Origin of the sequence: Streptomyces sp. NPDC046909 (assembly GCF_040644695.1) — a bacterium.
Lineage (GTDB): Bacteria > Actinomycetota > Actinomycetes > Streptomycetales > Streptomycetaceae > Streptomyces.
In genome coordinates this window covers 850,602-868,397 of record NZ_JBEYXC010000004.1, presented here as the reverse complement: position 1 = coordinate 868,397, position 17,796 = coordinate 850,602, and the positions used below count along the sequence as shown (strand labels likewise).

Sequence of the window (17,796 nt, the reverse complement as noted above, 5' to 3'; positions counted from 1 at the left end):
ACTACTGGCTACTCGGCCGCCGCCACCAGCTCCCGGCACCGCTTGACGTCCTCGGCGATCTGCTCAAGGAGCGCCTCAAGGGACTCGAACTTCGCCTGGCCGCGGACGAAGGCGAGGAAGTCGACGGCCACGTGCAGGCCGTAGAGGTCCAACCCCACCCGGTCGATGGCGTACGCCTCGACCGTGCGCTCGGTCCCGTCGAACTGCGGGTTCGTGCCGACGGAGATCGCGGCCGGCATCGCCTCGCCCTGGACGTGCAGCCAGCCGGCGTAGACGCCGTCGGCGGGGATGGCGGTGTGCGGGAGGGTCTCGACGTTGGCCGTGGGGAAGCCCATCTCGCGGCCGCGCTGGGCGCCGCGGACGACCACGCCCTCGACCCGGTGCGGCCGGCCGAGGATCTCGCCGGCGCCCTCCAGGTCGCCCTCGGCGACCAGGCGGCGGGTCAGCGTGGAGGAGAACGGCTGGCCGCCGCCTGCCTCCCCGCACACGAACAGGTCGACGACCTCGACCTCGAAGTCGTACGTCTTGCCCTGCTCGGCGAGGAACTCGACGTTGCCCGCGGCCTTGTGGCCGAAGCGGAAGTTGGGGCCCTCGACGACCGCCTTGGCGTGCAGCTTGTCGACCAGGACCTTGACGACGAACTCGGCCGGCGAGAGTTTCGAGAACTCCGTCGTGAAGGGGAGGATCAGGACCGCGTCCACGCCCAGTTCGGCCATGAGTTCGGCGCGACGGTGGTGCGGAGCCAGCAGCGGGGGGTGGCTGCCGGGGCGGACGACCTCGCTGGGGTGCGGGTCGAAGGTGACGACGACCGAGGGAACGCCCAGCTCACGGGCGCGTTCCACGGCATGCCGGATGATCAGCTGGTGTCCGCGGTGGACTCCGTCGTAGGAGCCGATGGTGACGACGCTGCGTCCCCAGTCCTCGGGGATGTCCTCCAAGCCACGCCAGCGCTGCACTGTGACCGCTCCTCGTCGAACCTGTGTCCGTATGTACGGCTTACCTCTTACGCAGGTCTAAGGGTGCCATGCCGGGTCCGTCCGGCCCGCATCGGCATGGGCGCTGTGACCCGACGCACGTGGGGCGGGCACGGTCATGACGGTCACGCGGGGACGCGTACGCCCGCGAGGTTCTCGATCATCCGGCGGGTGCTGGGGCCCACCACCGCCGCCCACTGCTGCGGGGTGTCCGTCAGCCAGCCCGCCACGCGCGCGGCGAAGCCCGGCACCTGACGGCCCAGATCGACGAGGGAACGGTCGAAGCGGGCCGCGCCGTCCGGGGTGCGGACGAGGAGCAGGCCCGTGCGGTGGACCAGGTCGCGCAGCTCGTCGTCGGGGTGGCGGGCGGCGCTGCGCAGGAGGGTGTCGAGGACCGTCGGCGCGTGTTCGTGGCTCAGCAGGAATTCGAGGAGTTCTCGACGCAGGGGGCGGGAGTCCTCGGTGCCGGGCGTCGTCAGTACGGCGGCCAGGGCGGCCCGCACCTCCTCGGGACCGCCGTCCAGCAGGCCCGTGACCAGGGGGAACAGTACGGACCGCGCCCCCGGCCCCTGGTCCAGGCGCCGGTCGACGTAAGCGGCCACGTCCGTCGCGGTCTCCGGGCGCTGCTCCACCGCCTCCCTCACGAGTACGGCGATCCGGCGGGCCGGCGTGGGCGTGGTGACGTCGGCGAGCGTGCGCAGCGCCTCGCCGGCGCCCGGGCGGCGCAGCCTCGCCCGGAACGCGTCGAGGACCGGCTCCGGGTGGGTGGCCAGGGCGGCGACCAGCGCGCTCGGCGGGAACTGCGGGTCGCCCGCCGTGAAGTGGCCGAGCGCCTGCGGGAGATGACGTGCACGCGTGCGTGGATCGCGGACGAGGAGCGCGAGCGCGCCGCCGTGCAGGGTGCAGTCGGCGGGGCGGGCGAGGAGGCTGAGGGCGGCGTAGCGGAGGATTTCGCGGTCGGCCTCCGTGGTCACGTGCGGGGCGGCGCGCAGTCCGTACGCCACCGCCGCGACCCGTCGGTCCGGGCGCTCGTCGTGCGCCCAGCGGTCCACCGCCCGGCAGATCGCCGACGGCTCGTCCTCCGCGAGCACGGCGAGCAGTTCGTCGGCCCGCCGGTGCGCACAGTCGACCAGCACCTCGGTCAGGTCGTCTAGGGCGAGTTGCCGGTGCGTGTGCAGCAGCGCCTGCGCGGCCTTCGCGACCGTCGCGTGCGGGGTGGCGGGCAGCGGTCGCTCGTCGTCGAACCAGCGGGTGAGGTGCGGTTGTACGGCGGTGGGGTCGGCGGTGAGGAGCCGCGAGGCCGCGTCGAGGAAACGGGGGCCGGTGTCCTGCGGGGCGCCGTCGGCGAGGACGAGACGGCGGAGGAGGTCGAAGAGGGTGACCGGGGGCAGCGGAAGGGCCAGCCAGAAGTCCGGGGAGAACTCGCGCCCCGGCGCCCGGCCGTGGCGTCGCCAGTCCACCACGCGGTCCGCGAGCAGCCGCAGTACGCCCGTGTACGGGGTCGCGTCCGGCACCCGGCGCAGGGACTCGGTGAGCAGCCGCGCCGCCCACCACGAGTCCGGGGTGGTGTCCAGGGCCTGGATCAACTCCTCCAGGCGGGCGGCGAGTCGGGGGGTGCCGTGCTGGCGGGCGAGGAGGAGCAGGGCCTGGACGACCGGGCCGATGCGGTGGTGCGGGACCGGGAAGGGGTGCGGGCTGCGGCGGTGGACCAGGGCGCGGAGGGCCTCGTCGAGGTCGAGGTGCATGCCCTGGATCCAGTCGGCGAGTTCCTCGTGGGCGAAGCGGTAGCCGGTGCCGGCGGGGACGAGGAGGCCCTCCGTGAGGACGGCGGACGCCCAGCCGGTGCCGCCGCCGAGCCTCTTCGGCGCCGGGCCCCAGGGGAACACCGCCTCGAACGACTCCCTGTCCAGCTCACCCTGGCCGGGGCCGAGGCTGCGACGGGCGGCCTCGTGGAGCTGGCCGGAGACCTTGGCCGCGAGACGGCGCACGGCGGTGCCGCGGAGGCCGTTCTCCGCGGCCAGGCGGACGGCGGTGCGCAGGCACATGAGGTCCAGGTGGGCGGCGAAGACGTCGTGGCGGTCCACGCGTGCGTGCTCCGTGTCCGGGAGGGCGGCGCGGACCTCGGAGAGGAGGCGGAGGGTGAGGGGGTGGCGGTCGTCGGGGTCTTGGAGGGTGCCCTCGGGGATGCCATAGCGCGCTCGGGCCTCGCGGGCTTCGTCCTCGTGCAGGTCGCCGAGGTGGACGCGGGGCGGTTTCTCGCCCCCGCCGCCCCTACCCGTCCCCTCACCGGGGGCCGCACCCCCAGGCCCCCGCTTCGGCCCTGAAGGGGCCTCGTCCTCAAACGCCGGACGGGCTGAAAAACACCCCCCGGAGGACAGGTCCGCCCCCTCCCAGTACTCCTCCCGGCACGCCACCACCATCCGCGCCCCCGTCTCCCCCAGCCACCCCGCCGTCCCCTCCGTCCACTCCTCCAAGCGGTGGGCCAGGACCGGAGGCATCTCCTCGGGGCCGTCCAGGAGGAGCAGCAAGGGGCGTTCCTCGGCGCGGGCCAGTCGGGAGAGGCGCTCCGGAGTCACGTCTCCCAAGTCGTCGGCGTACACCGAGCGCGAGGCCGCGACGATTCGGGCCGCTCGGGTCAGCGCCCTGCGTGCCGCGTCGGCGACCGAGGTGTCGTCGTCCTTGAGGTCGGCTCCGCGCAGCCACAGGGTCGGGGCGGGGCGGGGACCGCGGTTGCGGCGGGCGGCCAGGGACGCGAGTTCGGTGGTGCGGCCGCTGCCGGGTGGGCCCACGAGGGCGAGGACGGGCGCCGGGCCCTCGGTGAAGGACTCCAACTCCACTGCCGTGGCGGGCCGTTCGACCGGTTCCACCGAGCCCGACGCACCGGCGGTCGTCCGGCCCACGTACCCCGCCAGCGCCCCCGGCGGGCCGTCCTGCCCCACCGACGTGGCCGTCAGCTCCAGTACGCCCGCGAGGTTGAGGTCGGCGCCGTAGGCCGGGACGGTCGCCGCGTTCTCGGCGAGGAGGCGGGCGAGCGGGCCGTCCGGAGGCGGGAGCAGCGGTACGGCGAAGCCGGCGTCACGGCGGCCGCTCTGCAGCGCGGTGCCGAGGACGCCGAGGACGGCGCCGGTCGCGGCGTCGAGGACCGGTCCCCCGGCGGCCCCGCCGCCCAGGCGCAGGGCGTCCTGTCCGGCCGTGCCGATCGCCAACTCCAGTACGCCGTCGAGGAGATGGAAGCGGTCCGTCGCCGTGTAGGTCACCGAGGCCGTGTCCAGTACCCGGGCCTCGCGCCAGCAGCCCGCGGCGATACGGACGTACGTGCCCGTCTCGATCCGCTCCCGCACGGTCACGGGGAGCGGGTCGACGCCCAGGCCCTCGCTGCGGACCAGCGCCAGGTTCAGCTCGGGCAAGGGGGTCACCGCGTCGGCGGTCACCACGCAGTGGCGGTCCTCGTCGGCGTGCAGCACGAGCCTCGGCAGACCGTCGACGGCCTCGTGGCTGGTGATCACCGTGCCGTGGTGGTCGGCGACGAAGCCGGTGCCACGGGGGCGGCCGGCGAGATCGTGGATACGGACGAGGGCACCGTCGGGGGCCTGTCCGAGGACGGAGGCGGCAGGGTCTTCCTCACCACGACCGGCACCATGACCGGCACCATGACCGGCACCATGACCGGCATCATGGCCGGCCGGACGCCGACCGCGCGCGTGCCCGGCACCCGTGGCCCCGGGACGCTCCCCCGCATCGGAGACCGTCGTGTTCTCATCGGAGGCCGTCGTGCTCTCACCCGTGCGCCCGCGGCCGCCCGCGGCCCGCGGGCCCCGTCCCGCCATGGTCGAACCTCCCCGCCGTGCACCGTGCCCTGCTCTCGACGGTAGGGACCCGGTGATCGGCGGGACAGATCGCGCGGTGAACGCGCCCCCTTCCGCTCCCCCGGTTCACTCCGAGCGCCTGCCCGGTCGGGTGAATGGGTGGTGGCCGCTGGATACACCCTAGGGGTGGGGGAACCGAGGGGGGACCGTGGAGCGGCGGACTACTCCGTGACCGCCGCTCCACGGGCGGAGCGTCCCTGGAGCGGCTTCAGGGGCCTCAGCCGAAGACGGCGAGGCTCTTCGCCTTGCCCTTCTGCTCCTCCACCAGGGCCAGCAGACGGCCTTCGGCGAACACCGCCACCGCGCCCCGGCCCGCGTACTCCTCGGGCATCTCCAGACGTACGCCGTTGGTGAGCAGCCGGGCGCGCTTGGCGTCCACGTCCCAGCGCGGGAACGCGGCCCCTGCGGCCTCGGCGATCGGCATCACCGTCAGGTCCTTCTGGAGCTCGTCCAGGGTCTTGGCCGAGTCCAGCTTGTACGGGCCCACGCGGGTGCGGCGGAGGGCGGTCAGATGGCCGCCCACTCCCAGGTCCGCGCCCAGGTCGCGGGCCAGAGCCCGGATGTATGTGCCCGAGGAGCAGACCACCGAGACGACCAGGTCCAGGACGGGGGTGCCGTCCTCGGCGACGGCGTCACGGACGTCGTACACCGCGAAGGACGAGATCTTGACCGGGCGGGCCGGGATCTCGAACTCCTCGCCCTCACGCGCCCGCTTGTAGGAGCGCACGCCGTCGATCTTGATGGCGCTGACCTTGGACGGCACCTGCATGATGTCGCCGCTCAGCTTGGCGATCCCGGCGTCGACGGCCTCGCGGGTGACCTTCGAGGCGTCTGCCGACCCCGTGATCTCGCCCTCCGCGTCGTCGGTCAGGGTCGTCTGGCCCAGGCGGATCGTGCCCAGGTACTCCTTCTCGGTCAGCGCGAGGTGTCCGAGCAGCTTGGTGGCCTTCTCGACGCCGAGGACGAGCACGCCCGTCGCCATGGGGTCGAGGGTGCCTGCGTGGCCGACGCGGCGGGTCTTGGCGATCCCACGCATCTTGGCGACCACGTCGTGCGAAGTGAAGCCCGACGGCTTGTCGACGATGACAAGTCCGTCGGGCGTCTGGTTCTTCTGGGTCATTCGGCGGAGTCGCCCGTCTCGTCCTCGTCGCCCGGCTTCTTGTACGGGTCCGCCTCACCGGCGTAGGTGGCGCCGGCCGAGACCTCGCGCACCTTCTCGTCGGACTGGCGCGCCTTGTCGAGGAGGTCCTCGATGGTCTTGGCGGTGTCCGGGAGGGCGTCGGCCACGAAGGTGAGGGTCGGGGTGAACTTCACGCCCGCCGCCGCACCGACCGCGGAGCGGAGCACGCCCTTGGCGCTCTCCAGACCGGCGGCCGCGGCCGCGCGCTCCTCGTCGTCCCCGTACACCGTGTAGAAGACGGTCGCCTCCCGGAGGTCACCCGTGACCCGGGTGTCCGTGATGGTGACGTGCGAGCCGAGCCGCGGGTCCTTGATCCCGCGCTGCAGCTTCTGGGCCACCACCTCTCGGATGAGGTCCGCCAGCCTCTTCGCCCGCGCGTTGTCGGCCACTGGTCCGTCTCCTTAAGTGTCTTGCCTCTTGCCGATACGTCGTCCTGCCAGGACTTCGTCGCTTCAGTCTTCGTCGCTGTGGAGTCTGCGTCGAACCGAGAGCAGTTCCACCTCGGGCCGTCCGGCGACCAGCCGCTCACAGCGGTCCAGTACGTCGGAGAGGTGTCCCGTGTCCCCGGAGACCATCGCCAGCCCGATCTCGGCCCTGCGATGGAGGTCCTGGTTTCCCGTCTCCGCCGCGCTCACCGCGTACTTGCGCTGGAGCTCGGCCACGATCGGCCGGACGAGAGAGCGTTTCTCCTTCAGCGAGTGAACGTCGCCGAGGAGCAGATCGAAGGACAGAGTCCCCACATACATGTGTGTGTCCGGATGTCCCGCCGGTTCGGGGTACGGGCGCCGCTTCGACGCCGATACAGGAACCGTACACGCAACGGCCGGGGCCGATCGACGGAAATAACTTCCGCCGACCGGCCCCAGTCGCGTGTCAGATCACGCGCGCGGCTTCTCGCGCATCTCGTACGTCGCGATGACGTCGTCGACCTTGATGTCGTTGAAGTTTCCGAGGTTGATACCACCCTCGTAGCCTTCGCGGATCTCGGTGACGTCGTCCTTGAAGCGACGCAGACCCTCGATGTTGAGGTTCTCCGCGATGACCTTGCCATCGCGGACGAGGCGCGCCTTGGTGTTGCGCTTGACCTCGCCGGAGCGGATGAGAACACCCGCGATGTTGCCCAGCTTGGACGACTTGAAGACCTCGCGGATCTCCGCCGTACCGAGCTCGACCTCTTCGTACTCCGGCTTGAGCATGCCCTTGAGGGCCGCCTCGATCTCCTCGATCGCCTGGTAGATGACCGAGTAGTACCGGACGTCCACGCCCTCGCGCTCGGCCATCTGCGCGGCACGGCCGGCCGCACGGACGTTGAAGCCGATCACGATGGCGTCCGAGCCCATCGCCAGGTCGATGTCCGACTCCGTGACCGCACCGACGCCGCGGTGCAGGACGCGGATGTCGACCTCTTCGCCGACGTCCAGCTGGAGCAGGGAGGACTCGAGCGCCTCGACGGAACCAGAAGCGTCACCCTTGATGATGAGGTTGAGCTGCTGGACCTCGCCGGCCTTGAGCACCTTGTCCAGGTCCTCGAGGGAGACGCGGCGCGTGCGCTTGGCGAAGGCCGCGTTGCGCTCACGGGCGGCGCGCTTCTCCGCGATCTGACGGGCCGTACGGTCCTCGTCCACCACGATGAAGTTGTCGCCCGCACCCGGGACGTTGGTCAGACCCAGCACCTGGACCGGCGTGGACGGACCCGCCTCGGCGACGTTGTTGCCGTTGTCGTCGAGCATGGCGCGCACACGGCCGTAGGCGTCGCCCACGACCATCGTGTCGCCGACCCGCAGGGTGCCTCGCTGGACGAGGACCGTCGCCACGGCACCACGGCCGCGGTCGAGACGGGACTCGATGGAAATACCCTGCGCGTCCTGGTTCGGGTTGGCCCGCAGGTCGAGCGAGGCGTCCGCGGTCAGGATGACCGCTTCCAGCAGCGAGTCGATGTGCAGACCCTGCTTGGCGGAGATGTCGACGAACATGGTGTCGCCGCCGTACTCCTCGGCCACCAGGCCGTACTCGGTCAGCTGACCGCGCACCTTGGTCGGGTCCGCGCCCTCGACGTCGATCTTGTTGACCGCGACGACGATCGGGACGTCGGCCGCCTTGGCGTGGTTGAGCGCCTCGACCGTCTGCGGCATGACGCCGTCGTTGGCCGCGACGACGAGGATCGCGATGTCCGTCGACCGGGCACCACGGGCACGCATGGCGGTGAACGCCTCGTGACCCGGGGTGTCGATGAACGTGATCTTGCGCTCTTCGTCGTTGACCTCGGTCGCGACCTGGTAGGCACCGATGTGCTGGGTGATGCCGCCGGCCTCGCCCGCGATGACGTTCGTCTTGCGGATGGCGTCGAGCAGTCGGGTCTTGCCGTGGTCGACGTGGCCCATGACGGTGACGACCGGCGGGCGGACGACCAGGTCGTCCTCGTCGCCCTCGTCCTCGCCGAACTCCAGGTCGAAGGACTCGAGCAGCTCGCGGTCCTCCTCCTCGGGGCTGACGATCTGAACCGTGTAGTTCATCTCGCCGGCGAGGAGCTGCAGCGTCTCGTCGGAGACGGACTGCGTGGCCGTGACCATCTCGCCGAGGTTCATCATGACCGCGACGAGGGACGCCGGGTTGGCGTTGATCTTCTCCGCGAAGTCGGTGAGGGAGGCACCGCGCGACAGGCGAATGGACTCGCCGTTGCCGCGAGGCAGCATCACGCCGCCGACCGACGGGGCCTGCATGGCCTCGTACTCCTGGCGCCTCTGCCGCTTCGACTTGCGACCGCGACGCGCGGGACCGCCGGGACGGCCGAAGGCGCCCTGCGTGCCACCACGGCCACCGGGACCGCCGGGACGACCACCGAAGCCGGGACGGCCACCGCCGCCGGCACCGGCACCCGGACCACCGGGACGACCGGCGAAGCCGCCGCCACCGCCACCGGGACCACCGGGACGACCGGCGAAACCGCCACCGCCGCCGCCACCCGGACGACCGGCGAAGCCGCCGCCACCGCCCGGACGACCGCCGCCGCCACCGCCGGGACGACCGCCGCCACCGGGACCACGGCCACCGGGGCCACCGCCGCCGGGACGCGGGCCGGCAGCAGGACGCTGCGGCATCATGCCGGGGTTCGGACGCGGGCCGCCGGGGCCGCCGCCGGGACGGGGACCGCCCTGCGGACGGGGCATGCCGCCCGGGGTCGGACGCGCGCCGCCCGGAGCCTGCGGACGGGGACCGCCCGCCGCACCCTGGGGACGCGGACCGCCCTGGCCCTGACCCTGCGGACGCGGGGCGCCGCCGGGACGCTCACCGGGGCCACCCGGGCCGCCGGGGCGCGGGGCACCGCCGGGACGGGGCGCCTGCGGGCGCGCCATGCCGGTGGAGCCACCAGAGGTGAAGGGGTTGTTGCCCGGACGGGGACCGGCCGGACGGGCACCGGGACGCGGCGCCTGGCCACCCGGACGCTGGGCGCCGGGACGGTCACCGCGCTCGGGGCGGTCACCACGGCCCTGGCCGCCCTGACCGGGACCACCGGCAGGTCGGGGGGCACCCGGGCGCGGAGCCTGCTGGCCGGCCGGACGCGGGGCGCCCGGACGCGGGCCGGAGCCCTGGGCGGGCGCGGCGGGAGCCGCCGGAGGTGCCGTGAACTCGGGCGTGGTCGGAGCCGGGGACGCCGGCGCGGGGCGCGGCGCGGGCTTCGGGCCCGGGGTGGGACGGGGGCCGGGAGCGGCCGGCGCGGCGGGAGCCGCGGGCGTCTCGGCGACGGCCGGCTTGGGGGCCGGCGGGCGCGGGGCGGCCGGACGGGCAGCCTGCGCCGGAGAGGGGGCGCCCGGCTTCGCCGGGGCAGCCTTGCGCGGGGCGGGCTTGCCGCCACCGTTGCCCTGCTGGAGGGCGTCCGTCAGCTTACGGACGACGGGCGCTTCGATGGTCGAAGACGCCGAACGGACGAATTCACCGAGTTCTTGGAGCTTGGCCATGACGACCTTGCTCTCAACCCCGAACTCCTTGGCGAGTTCGTATACCCGGACCTTAGCCACTTCGCTCCTTTTAGGTCCGGGTTGCGTCCGGACCGTCGCTACTTCATGGGCGTACTCATCGCGTGCTCATCGAGTGCTCATCGCAATCTCGACCTACTTCCAACTCGCGGGGTACCAGGGCCGCACGGGGGTTCCGCGCGACGCTCCTTACGGTGTTGCCTGCTCAGCAACTGTCTGTCTGCTCGACGTATTGGCGCAACGCCTTTACGTCGAGCGCTCCCGGGGCGCGAAGCGCCCGCGTGAACGCCCGGCGGCGTACCGCCTGGTCGAGACAGACCAGGGCGGGGTGCACATAGGCGCCCCGGCCGGGCAGCGTACCGCGTGGATCGGGGACGCATGCGTCCTTGATCACCACGGTGCGCAGCAGATCGGTCTTGGCCGCTCGCTGCCTGCACCCCACACAGGTGCGTTCAGGGCATGCGCGGGCGCGCGTCCGGCCAGACACTGCTAAGTCTACCTCCCCGTACCGACCTCACCCCTTTGGGGCAGGAATCGAACGGTTGTTGTCGTGATCTAAGCCAGAGCAGGCCGAGATCTATTCCCTGATCGTGACCCGGGACCACTCCGGGACCACTCCGCGGACTACTCCGCGGGCTGCTCCGTGTCGGGCCGGATGTCGATCCGCCAGCCGGTCAGACGGGCGGCGAGCCGGGCGTTCTGCCCTTCCTTGCCGATCGCCAGGGACAGCTGGTAGTCCGGCACGGTCACCCGGGCGGACCGGGCGGCCAGGTCCACGACCTCGACCTTGGACACCCGCGCGGGCGACAGCGCGTTCGCCACCATCTCGGCCGGGTCGTCCGACCAGTCGACGATGTCGATCTTCTCGCCGTTCAGCTCGCCCATGACATTGCGCACCCGGCCGCCCATGGGGCCGATGCAGGCGCCCTTGGCGTTCAGACCGGAACGGGTGGACCGTACGGCGATCTTGGTGCGGTGACCGGCCTCACGCGCGATGGCGGCGATCTCGACGGACCCGTCGGCGATCTCCGGCACCTCGAGCGCGAACAGCTTCTTCACCAGATTGGGATGCGTACGGGACAGGGTGACGGACGGACCGCGCACACCCCGCGCCACCCGTACGACGTACGACCGCAGTCGCATGCCGTGCGGATACGTCTCACCGGGGACCTGCTCCTGCACCGGCAGGATGGCCTCCAGCTTGCCGATGTCCACGAGCACGTTCTTCGGGTCGCGGCCCTGCTGGACCACGCCCATGACGATGTCGCCCTCACGCCCTGCGTACTCGCCGAGCGTCGCGTCGTCCTCGGCGTCGCGCAGCCGCTGCAGGATGACCTGCTTGGCGGTGGTGGCGGCGATACGGCCGAAGTCGGACGGGGTGTCGTCGAACTCGCGGGGCTCCTGGCCCTCTTCGAGGTCCTCCGGGTCTTCCTTCGCCCACACGACCACATGGCCGGACTGCCGGTCGAGGACCACGCGCGCGTGGCGGTGGCTTCCCTCGGTGCGGTGGTAGGCGATGAGGAGGGCCGACTCGATCGCCTCGACCAACAGGTCGAAGGAGATCTCCTTCTCCCGTACCAAGCCCCGCAGGGCACTCATGTCGATGTCCACGGCTACGCCTCCTCTTCCTTCTTGTCCTTGCGGTTGAACTCGACCTGGACGCGCGCCTTGTCGATCTCGGAGAACGCGAGCCTGCGGCTGGTGGCCTTGCGGCCCTTCACTCCGGGCACCTCGACGTCCAGGCCGTCGTCGTCGACCTCCAGGATCCGGGCGACCAGCTCGCCGCCCTCGGCCAGCTGGAACTTCACCAGCCGGTCGATCGCGCGGACGTAGTGCCGGTGCTCCTTGAGGAGGCGCTCCGCGCCCGGGGTTCCGACCTCGAGGGTGTACTCGCCCTCGCCCATCACATTCGTCTCGTCGAGCTTCGCCGAGAGCGCGCGGCTCACATCGGCGATCTGGTCCAGGTCCGCTCCGGTGTCGGAGTCGACGACGACGCTCAGCACCCGCTTCCGTCCCACGGAGTCCACCGCGATCTCTTCGAGATCCAGTCCCTGGGAGCTGACGAGCGGTTCCAGGAGTTCTCGCAGCCTCTCGCTCTGGGTCGTGCTCATCCGGGTGACTCCTCGGCCGCGTGTGCTGTTGTGGGTAGGTCGCGTGTCTGGTCAAAGAATATCCGGTCGCGGGGGGTGTTGCCGTCCACCGTGCGCCCACCGGGGCGGTGGGCGGTGCCGATGAGTGGCCGCGGACCGAGGCGCGGGTACCGTGATCACCGGCGGGCCGCCTTCCCGCCCGTGTGTTCGTACGAGCCTCCCGAGGACGACTGCCGTGCCGTACTCTCCGCCGTCGCGCACCCCCTCGGGGCCGCGCCGAAGAACCCTCCTCGCCTCCGCCGCCGGCGCCGCGCTGCTGGTGGGCTGCTCCTCCGGGTCCCACGAGACCGAGGAGACCACCGCCGGCAGCCCGTCGGTCACCGAACGGGCACGCACGCGTGCGGCGCGGGACAGCGGGGGGATCGTCGAACGGTACGACGCGGTGATCGCCGCGTATCCGGGGCTCGCGGAGCGGCTGGGGGTGCTGCGGGGGGAGGTCGCGCGGCATGTCGAGGCGTTCGGGGGCACGGGGAGTGGTTCGGGCACCGGGAGTGGTTCAGCGACGGCTACGGCGACCGGTTCGGCGTCGCCCGGTGCTTCCAGCTCCGCCTCGGCCGCTCCTTCCGTCGTGCCCGGCACCGAGAAGGAGGCCCTCGTCGAGCTCGCCACCGCCGAGCGGGCCCTCGCGGACGCGCGGGCGAAGGCGCTGCTGGAGGTGCCGGGCGAGCTGGCCCGGCTGCTGGCATCGGTGGCCGCGGCGGGTGCCGCGCACGCGTATCTGCTGACGGAGGCCGCGAAGTGAGCGACGACGAGAAGAGCGAGCGGGAGCTGACCGCGCTCCAGGCCGCGCTGGCGGCCGAACATGCCGCCGTGTACGGGTACGGGGTCGTCGGCGGACGGATCCGCGAGGGCCGGCGTACGGAGGCCCAGTCGGCGTACGACGCTCATCGCGCCCGGCGCGACGCGCTGGCGCGGGAGGTGCGCGACCTCGGCGGCAAGCCCGTGGCCGCGGCCGCCGGGTACGCGCTGCCGTTCCCGGTGCAGGATTCGGACGCGGCCGTACGGCTCGCCGCCGAGCTGGAGGACCGGGTCGCCGGGGTGTACTCCGACCTCGTGCGGGCAACCGTGGACGCGCGGCGCTCGCTGGCCGCCGAGGCGCTGCGGGAGGCCGCCGTGCGGGCGGTGCGCTGGCGCGGGGAGAGCGTAGCCTTCCCTGGTCTCGCCGAACGGGCGGCGACGGGGACTGCGTCGGCTTCGTCGGGGGCTTCTGCTCCGGGGGCTACTGGTCCGGCCGCTTCCACGTCGCCCACGGCGTAACCGGGATCTGAAGGGAACTGCTCGCGTATGGCTTTCGAACCGCCGCCGCGTCTGGTGAGGGCGCTCGGTGAGACAGCACCCGGTGACGACTGGCTGGCCGAGCTGCCCGAGGCGGCTCGGCAGGCCGTCGCGCTACGCGAGTTGACCGTGGAACGGGTGCAGGTGCCGGGGGGCCGCAGCAGCCTTGTCGTACTCGTCCGGCGACCCGACGGCTCGCCCGCCGTGCTCAAGCTGGCGCCTCCTCGGTTCCGGCCGGAGGCCGAGCGGGCGGCGCTCGCGCACTGGGGTGGGGCGGGGGCGGTGCAGTTGCTGGAGCCGGCCCCTGTCGGCGAAGGGGTTCTGCTGCTGGAGCGGTTGCATCCTGATGTGTCGGTGCGGTCGTTGCCGGAGGCGAAGGCGTTGCTGGAAGCCGCCGGGACGTTGCGACGGTTGTGGGTGGAGCCACCTGGTGATCATGGCTTCGAGAGCGTCGCCGAGCGGACGGGGCGGCAGGCCGGGGCGATGAAGGCGAGTTCGGACGCGGATGTCGCCGATCTCGTCGGTGCGGCTCTCGCCGCGCGGGAGGAACTGCTGGTCTCGCCGCCGGAGTCCCGGTTGCTGCATGGGACGTTTCGGCAGAGCAAGGTGCTGGCCGGGGAGCGGATGCCGTGGCTTGCGGTGGGACCGGATCCGGTGGTGGGTGAGTGTGCGTTCGATCTGGCTCGGCTGGTGCGGGATCGGGTGGAGGACTTGATCGCACAGCCGTCGGGGGCGGCGATCACTCGGCGGCGGATCAAGCGGCTGGCCGAGTCGTTGGATGTGGATCAGGAGCGGTTGCGGGGGTGGACGTTGTTCCGGGCTGTGGAGTCCGGGGTGCGGGCGCGGCGGGTTGGGCGGGGGAAGGATTCTGAGTTGTTGCTGGAGTTTGCCGGGTGGCTTTAGGGGCGCCCCTGAGGGCAAGTCACCGAGCTGCCAGTTTTAGAGCCAGGACCGGGCAGTCGGCCGCTGCTCTGCGCGCTCGTTTCACCGTGCGGGCCTGCAACGGGGTCTCCTCCACCAGCGGGTAGCCCCACTCGTCCAGGGTGATGTGTTCTGGGAGCAACTCCGCGCACAAGCCGTGGGCCTGGCACGTGGTCCAGTCGATGTCTATCCGCTGGTCCATGTCAGTTCTCCTCCGGGACGGGCAGCAGTGGGGACTTGTCCGTGGCTGTGCAGAATCCCTGCGCGTGTGCGTCCAGTTCACTCGCGAACGTCGTCAACGCGCTTCTGACCAGGCGGACCGTGCCGTCAGGGTGGTGGCAGGCGCCTCTGCCCTCCACCAGGCCCGACCAGCGGGCAATGTCGGTACGGTTCGTGCCCTGGGGGCCTGGTGTCGCCAGGGTCGCGAACGCGGCGGCGATGCGCGGGAGGCCGTTCAGACAGGGGCCGCACTGGCCTGCCGACTGGAGGGCCAGGTAGCGCAGGACTCGGGCCGTCTCCGCCAGGCCGCAGTGGGTGGTGGGGAGGGTGGCCAGGACGCCGGCGCCCATCGTCGTGGCGTCGAGGGTGAGTTCCGCGGCCTGCGGTGTGGGGAGCCATGTGCCGTGGTAGCCGCCCAGCAGGACCGCGGAGGTGCCGTGCAGCGGTAGCAGGCGGTGCAGCGGGGTGCCGAACGGGGCTTCCACGACCCGGACTTCGCTGCCCTGGGTGTGGATCGTGCACAGGGTGCTGCCGGGTTGCGCCGGAGTTCCTGCCGAGCGGAACCAGTCCGGACCGTAGCGGGCGATCAGGGCCAGGTGGGCGAGGGTCTCCACGTTCTGGACGAGGGTCGGGGCCCGGTTCACTCCGCGCTCGCGGATCGGGGGGTTCTTGTACGCCGGGAGCGCCGTGTCTCCGTCCACGTACCGGGCGAGGGCCGACGACTGACCTGACAGGAAACGCTTCGGGAGGCGTACGACCTTCACGGGGACGGGGTCGCGGCGGTGCGTGAGAGCCGACTCCAGGTGGGACGCGCCCTCCTCCACGGCCAGGTACGCCTCCTGCGCGCCCGTCGCCGCGGCGGCCACCTGGATGCCGTCCAGGACGAGGTGCGGGGAGAGGTGCAGCAGGGTCTTGTCCTTGCGGCTCGCCGGCTCGCCCTCCGCGCCATTGGCGATGACCACGGGCGTACGGCCCGTGCGGCGGCCCGCGTCGGCCACCGAGACGAGCTTGCGGTACACCGGGAACGCCGCTCCCCCGCGTCCGGTCAGTCCCGACTCCGCGATCAGGCGGAGGAGGGGCTCGGGGGCGTCGTACCGCAGGGGGCCGTAGCGCTGTTCGTGCGTCGGGAAGTCCGCCGGGGTGCCGCCGGGGGCCAGCAGGCGGGGGGACATGTGCAGGTCGGGGAAGGTCGCGGTCACGGGCGGGCGCCTCCTTCGGCGGTGCGGAGCAGGGCGGCGGGGGTGCGGCGGGAGGCTCGGACGCCGACGGCAACGCGGGTGCCTGCGGCGGCCAGGGCCGTGGCGACGCAGGCGACGGTGAGCCATGTCATCCAGTCGGTGCCGGTGTCCGTGCCGATGCCTATGCCGTGGATCAGGGCGATCGGCCAGGAGGCGTAGGCCAGCCAGTGCGTTGCTCGCCAGGTGCGGTGGCCGATGCGGTTTCTGAGGAGGCTGGTGATCAGGACGGCGAGCATCAGGTCGACGGCCACTGTGCCCATGCCCAGCCATAGGGGCTGGTAGTCGGAGGCGAAGGGGATGACCGCGTCCATGAGCGTGATGTTGACGTAGCTGTCGGCTATGGCGAACGCGATGTGCAGTGCCAGGAAGGCGGTGGCTGAGAGGGAGAGGGTGCGGTGGAGGCGGATGGTGCCGAAGCGGGGGAGGCCGGGGATTCTGCTGCGGAGTCGGACTGCTATGCCCAGTACGACTACGAGGGTGAAGAGGATCAGGCAGACTGCGCCGGTGGCTCTGTTGGCGTACCAGAGGGTTTCGGAGGTCATGCGGCTGTCCCCCGGTGGGGGCTTGGCGCGCCCCGCGGCGGAGCGGCTGATTGACACAGCCCCGCGCCCCTAAGGTCCGTTGGCCAGCCCGGGGTTGTCACTACCAGGCCCTCTTGGCTTACCAGGCGTGCCGGCAAGCCTCGCCTCGTCAGCCAGGTTTCCGCTCCCTCTCCCTTTACCAAGGCCGCTGTACTCGCCGCGTTCGCTTCGGCGCACGTCGGCGCTGCCACCGAGACCGTGCGCCACGGGCTGCGGACCGGCAGGCCTGTGCGGGGGTCGACTATGTGGTGGAGGTTCTGGTCGCCTCGGCGCCAGTTGCGGGCGGCCGTGCCCGAGGTGGCTAGGCCGCCGCTGTGCAGGCCGACCGTGGCGTACGGCCCCTCTGCGGGGGTCTCCTCGACCGTGCCGGTGACGTCCTGGACCCGGATCTGCCAGCCGCCCCTCGGGGGCCGGCCCGCTACGGCGGTGTCGCCGCCGAGGCTCACCAGGACTCCGCAGCCGGCCGCTTCCGCGAGCATCGTGGCGGCCTTGTCGGCGGCCCAGGCCTTGGCGGTGGCGCCGAGGTCGAGGCGGACGCCGGGTGGGACGGTGACCGTGCCGGTCGTGGTGTCCAGGTCGATCAGGCGCCAGCCGGGGGCGCGGCGGACCGTCAGGCGGAGCGGGCGGTCGTCCTCTCGGACCAGGGTGAAGTCGCGGTCGTAGCCGATCGCCGCCATCGCCGAGCCGACGGTCGGATCGACGGCGCCGTCCGTTGTCTCCGCGGCGCGCAGGGAGACCGCCAGGGCCTCCGCCAGCAGGGGGCTTACGCGGATCGGGCGGCCCGCCGACGCGTCCAGGGCGGAGAGTTCCGAGTCCTCGCGGAAACGGCTGCATGCCGCGTCGACCTCGGCCAGGTGGCGGGCGAGGAGCAGGTTGCAGGAGTCCAGCAGTGCCGGGTCGGTGACGACCAGGCGGACGGTGGTGCCCAGGGCGCGCCAGTCGGCGGCGGCCGTGACACGGGGGATCTCGGTGGCGGTGGTCACGACGCCCCCGAGGTGGAGTCGGTGGTGGAGCCGCTGGAGGAGGTGAGGCCGCCGGAGGACGAGGACGAGGAGCTGTCGTCCGTCGTGGACGAGGAGGAGGACGAGGACGTGTCCGTCCCGCCGGTCGACGTCGAGTCCGAGCCGCTGGTGTCGGTGCTGTCGGTGCTTGCCGATGTCGACGACGACGTGCTCGTGCTCGCCGTCGTCGCCTCGTCCTGCATCGTGCCGACCAGGGCGAAGACACCGGCCGCCGCGGCGAGTGTGACGGCCGCCGCGAGGGAGGCCGTGCGCCGGGCGCCGCTGCGGACCGCGGCGGCGGCACCTCGTTCCGTGGTTCTCATGACCGTTCCCCTCCGTAGTGACGTTCTGTCACGTCCTACGGTCGGGGAACGGCCTGAGAGAAGTCTGTGAGTCCCCTTTAGGGTCCCAGAGACG

The 17,796-nt window shown here is 72.3% G+C and carries 17 protein-coding genes; 3 read left to right on the top strand and 14 right to left on the bottom strand.

The genetic code is table 11. The features are described 5' to 3' along the window. Positions 1-8 precede the first annotated feature (8 nt). The 9 genes from ABZ928_RS16940 to rimP all read right to left on the bottom strand — a co-directional run bounded on the left by ABZ928_RS16940 (position 9) and on the right by rimP (position 12,105). Positions 9-956 (bottom strand): bifunctional riboflavin kinase/FAD synthetase, encoded by a 948-nt coding sequence (locus ABZ928_RS16940; protein WP_361518875.1) that lies wholly within the window; start codon positions 954-956, stop codon positions 9-11. A 143-nt stretch (positions 957-1,099) separates the two neighbouring features. After that, positions 1,100-4,801: a trypsin-like peptidase domain-containing protein gene (locus ABZ928_RS16935; protein WP_361518873.1), complete on the bottom strand. Its 3,702-nt coding sequence runs from the start codon at positions 4,799-4,801 to the stop codon at positions 1,100-1,102. Positions 4,802-5,057: 256 nt separating this feature from the next. Beyond that, positions 5,058-5,960: a tRNA pseudouridine(55) synthase TruB gene (truB, locus tag ABZ928_RS16930; RefSeq protein ID WP_361518871.1), complete on the bottom strand. Its 903-nt coding sequence runs from the start codon at positions 5,958-5,960 to the stop codon at positions 5,058-5,060. Next, positions 5,957-6,409, bottom strand: coding sequence for a 30S ribosome-binding factor RbfA (rbfA, locus tag ABZ928_RS16925; protein ID WP_361518869.1), 453 nt, complete (start codon positions 6,407-6,409; stop codon positions 5,957-5,959). Before rbfA ends, truB begins: the two co-directional genes overlap by 4 nt. A gap of 63 nt (positions 6,410-6,472) precedes the next feature. Continuing rightward, on the bottom strand, positions 6,473-6,766 hold the full coding sequence (locus ABZ928_RS16920) for a DUF503 domain-containing protein (RefSeq protein WP_109495650.1): 294 nt from the start codon (positions 6,764-6,766) through the stop codon (positions 6,473-6,475). Positions 6,767-6,898: 132 nt separating this feature from the next. Then, positions 6,899-10,036, bottom strand: a complete 3,138-nt coding sequence (gene infB / locus ABZ928_RS16915) for a translation initiation factor IF-2 (RefSeq protein WP_361518867.1) — start codon at positions 10,034-10,036, stop codon at positions 6,899-6,901. A 163-nt stretch (positions 10,037-10,199) separates the two neighbouring features. Further along, positions 10,200-10,481, bottom strand: a complete 282-nt coding sequence (locus ABZ928_RS16910) for a YlxR family protein (RefSeq protein WP_079083535.1) — start codon at positions 10,479-10,481, stop codon at positions 10,200-10,202. Positions 10,482-10,618: 137 nt separating this feature from the next. Next, on the bottom strand, positions 10,619-11,605 hold the full coding sequence (gene nusA / locus ABZ928_RS16905) for a transcription termination factor NusA (protein ID WP_361518865.1): 987 nt from the start codon (positions 11,603-11,605) through the stop codon (positions 10,619-10,621). 2 nt (positions 11,606-11,607) lie between these two features. Continuing rightward, entirely contained in the window at positions 11,608-12,105 is a 498-nt protein-coding gene (rimP, locus tag ABZ928_RS16900) for a ribosome maturation factor RimP (protein ID WP_361518863.1), read from the bottom strand. 214 nt (positions 12,106-12,319) lie between these two features. Between rimP and ABZ928_RS16895 the strand changes: the two genes are divergently transcribed. The 3 genes from ABZ928_RS16895 to ABZ928_RS16885 are packed head-to-tail and all read left to right on the top strand — an operon-like array spanning position 12,320 to position 14,322. Continuing rightward, entirely contained in the window at positions 12,320-12,886 is a 567-nt protein-coding gene (locus tag ABZ928_RS16895) for a hypothetical protein (protein ID WP_361518862.1), read from the top strand. Continuing rightward, positions 12,883-13,401, top strand: a complete 519-nt coding sequence (locus ABZ928_RS16890) for a ferritin-like domain-containing protein (RefSeq protein WP_361518860.1) — start codon at positions 12,883-12,885, stop codon at positions 13,399-13,401. Before ABZ928_RS16895 ends, ABZ928_RS16890 begins: the two co-directional genes overlap by 4 nt. 27 nt (positions 13,402-13,428) lie before the next feature. Then, on the top strand, positions 13,429-14,322 hold the full coding sequence (locus ABZ928_RS16885; RefSeq protein ID WP_361518858.1) for an aminoglycoside phosphotransferase family protein: 894 nt from the start codon (positions 13,429-13,431) through the stop codon (positions 14,320-14,322). A 19-nt stretch (positions 14,323-14,341) separates the two neighbouring features. On the opposite strand, the gene ABZ928_RS16880 is transcribed toward ABZ928_RS16885, so the two are convergent. Genes ABZ928_RS16880 through ABZ928_RS16860 form a run of 5 tightly spaced genes read right to left on the bottom strand, consistent with a single transcriptional unit; the run spans position 14,342 to position 17,702 of the window. Continuing rightward, a complete protein-coding gene (locus ABZ928_RS16880; RefSeq protein ID WP_361518856.1) occupies positions 14,342-14,542 on the bottom strand; it encodes a ferredoxin in 201 nt (66 codons plus the stop codon). A 1-nt stretch (position 14,543) separates the two neighbouring features. Continuing rightward, entirely contained in the window at positions 14,544-15,758 is a 1,215-nt protein-coding gene (locus ABZ928_RS16875) for an NADH-ubiquinone oxidoreductase-F iron-sulfur binding region domain-containing protein (protein WP_361518854.1), read from the bottom strand. Beyond that, complete coding sequence (locus tag ABZ928_RS16870; RefSeq protein WP_361518853.1) at positions 15,755-16,339, bottom strand: ferric reductase-like transmembrane domain-containing protein; 585 nt, start codon at positions 16,337-16,339, stop codon at positions 15,755-15,757. The genes ABZ928_RS16875 and ABZ928_RS16870 overlap by 4 nt, the downstream gene beginning before the upstream one ends. Continuing rightward, positions 16,336-17,361, bottom strand: coding sequence for an FAD:protein FMN transferase (locus tag ABZ928_RS16865; protein ID WP_361518851.1), 1,026 nt, complete (start codon positions 17,359-17,361; stop codon positions 16,336-16,338). The genes ABZ928_RS16870 and ABZ928_RS16865 overlap by 4 nt, the downstream gene beginning before the upstream one ends. Further along, positions 17,358-17,702 (bottom strand): hypothetical protein, encoded by a 345-nt coding sequence (locus ABZ928_RS16860; RefSeq protein WP_361518849.1) that lies wholly within the window; start codon positions 17,700-17,702, stop codon positions 17,358-17,360. Before ABZ928_RS16860 ends, ABZ928_RS16865 begins: the two co-directional genes overlap by 4 nt. Positions 17,703-17,796 lie beyond the last annotated feature (94 nt).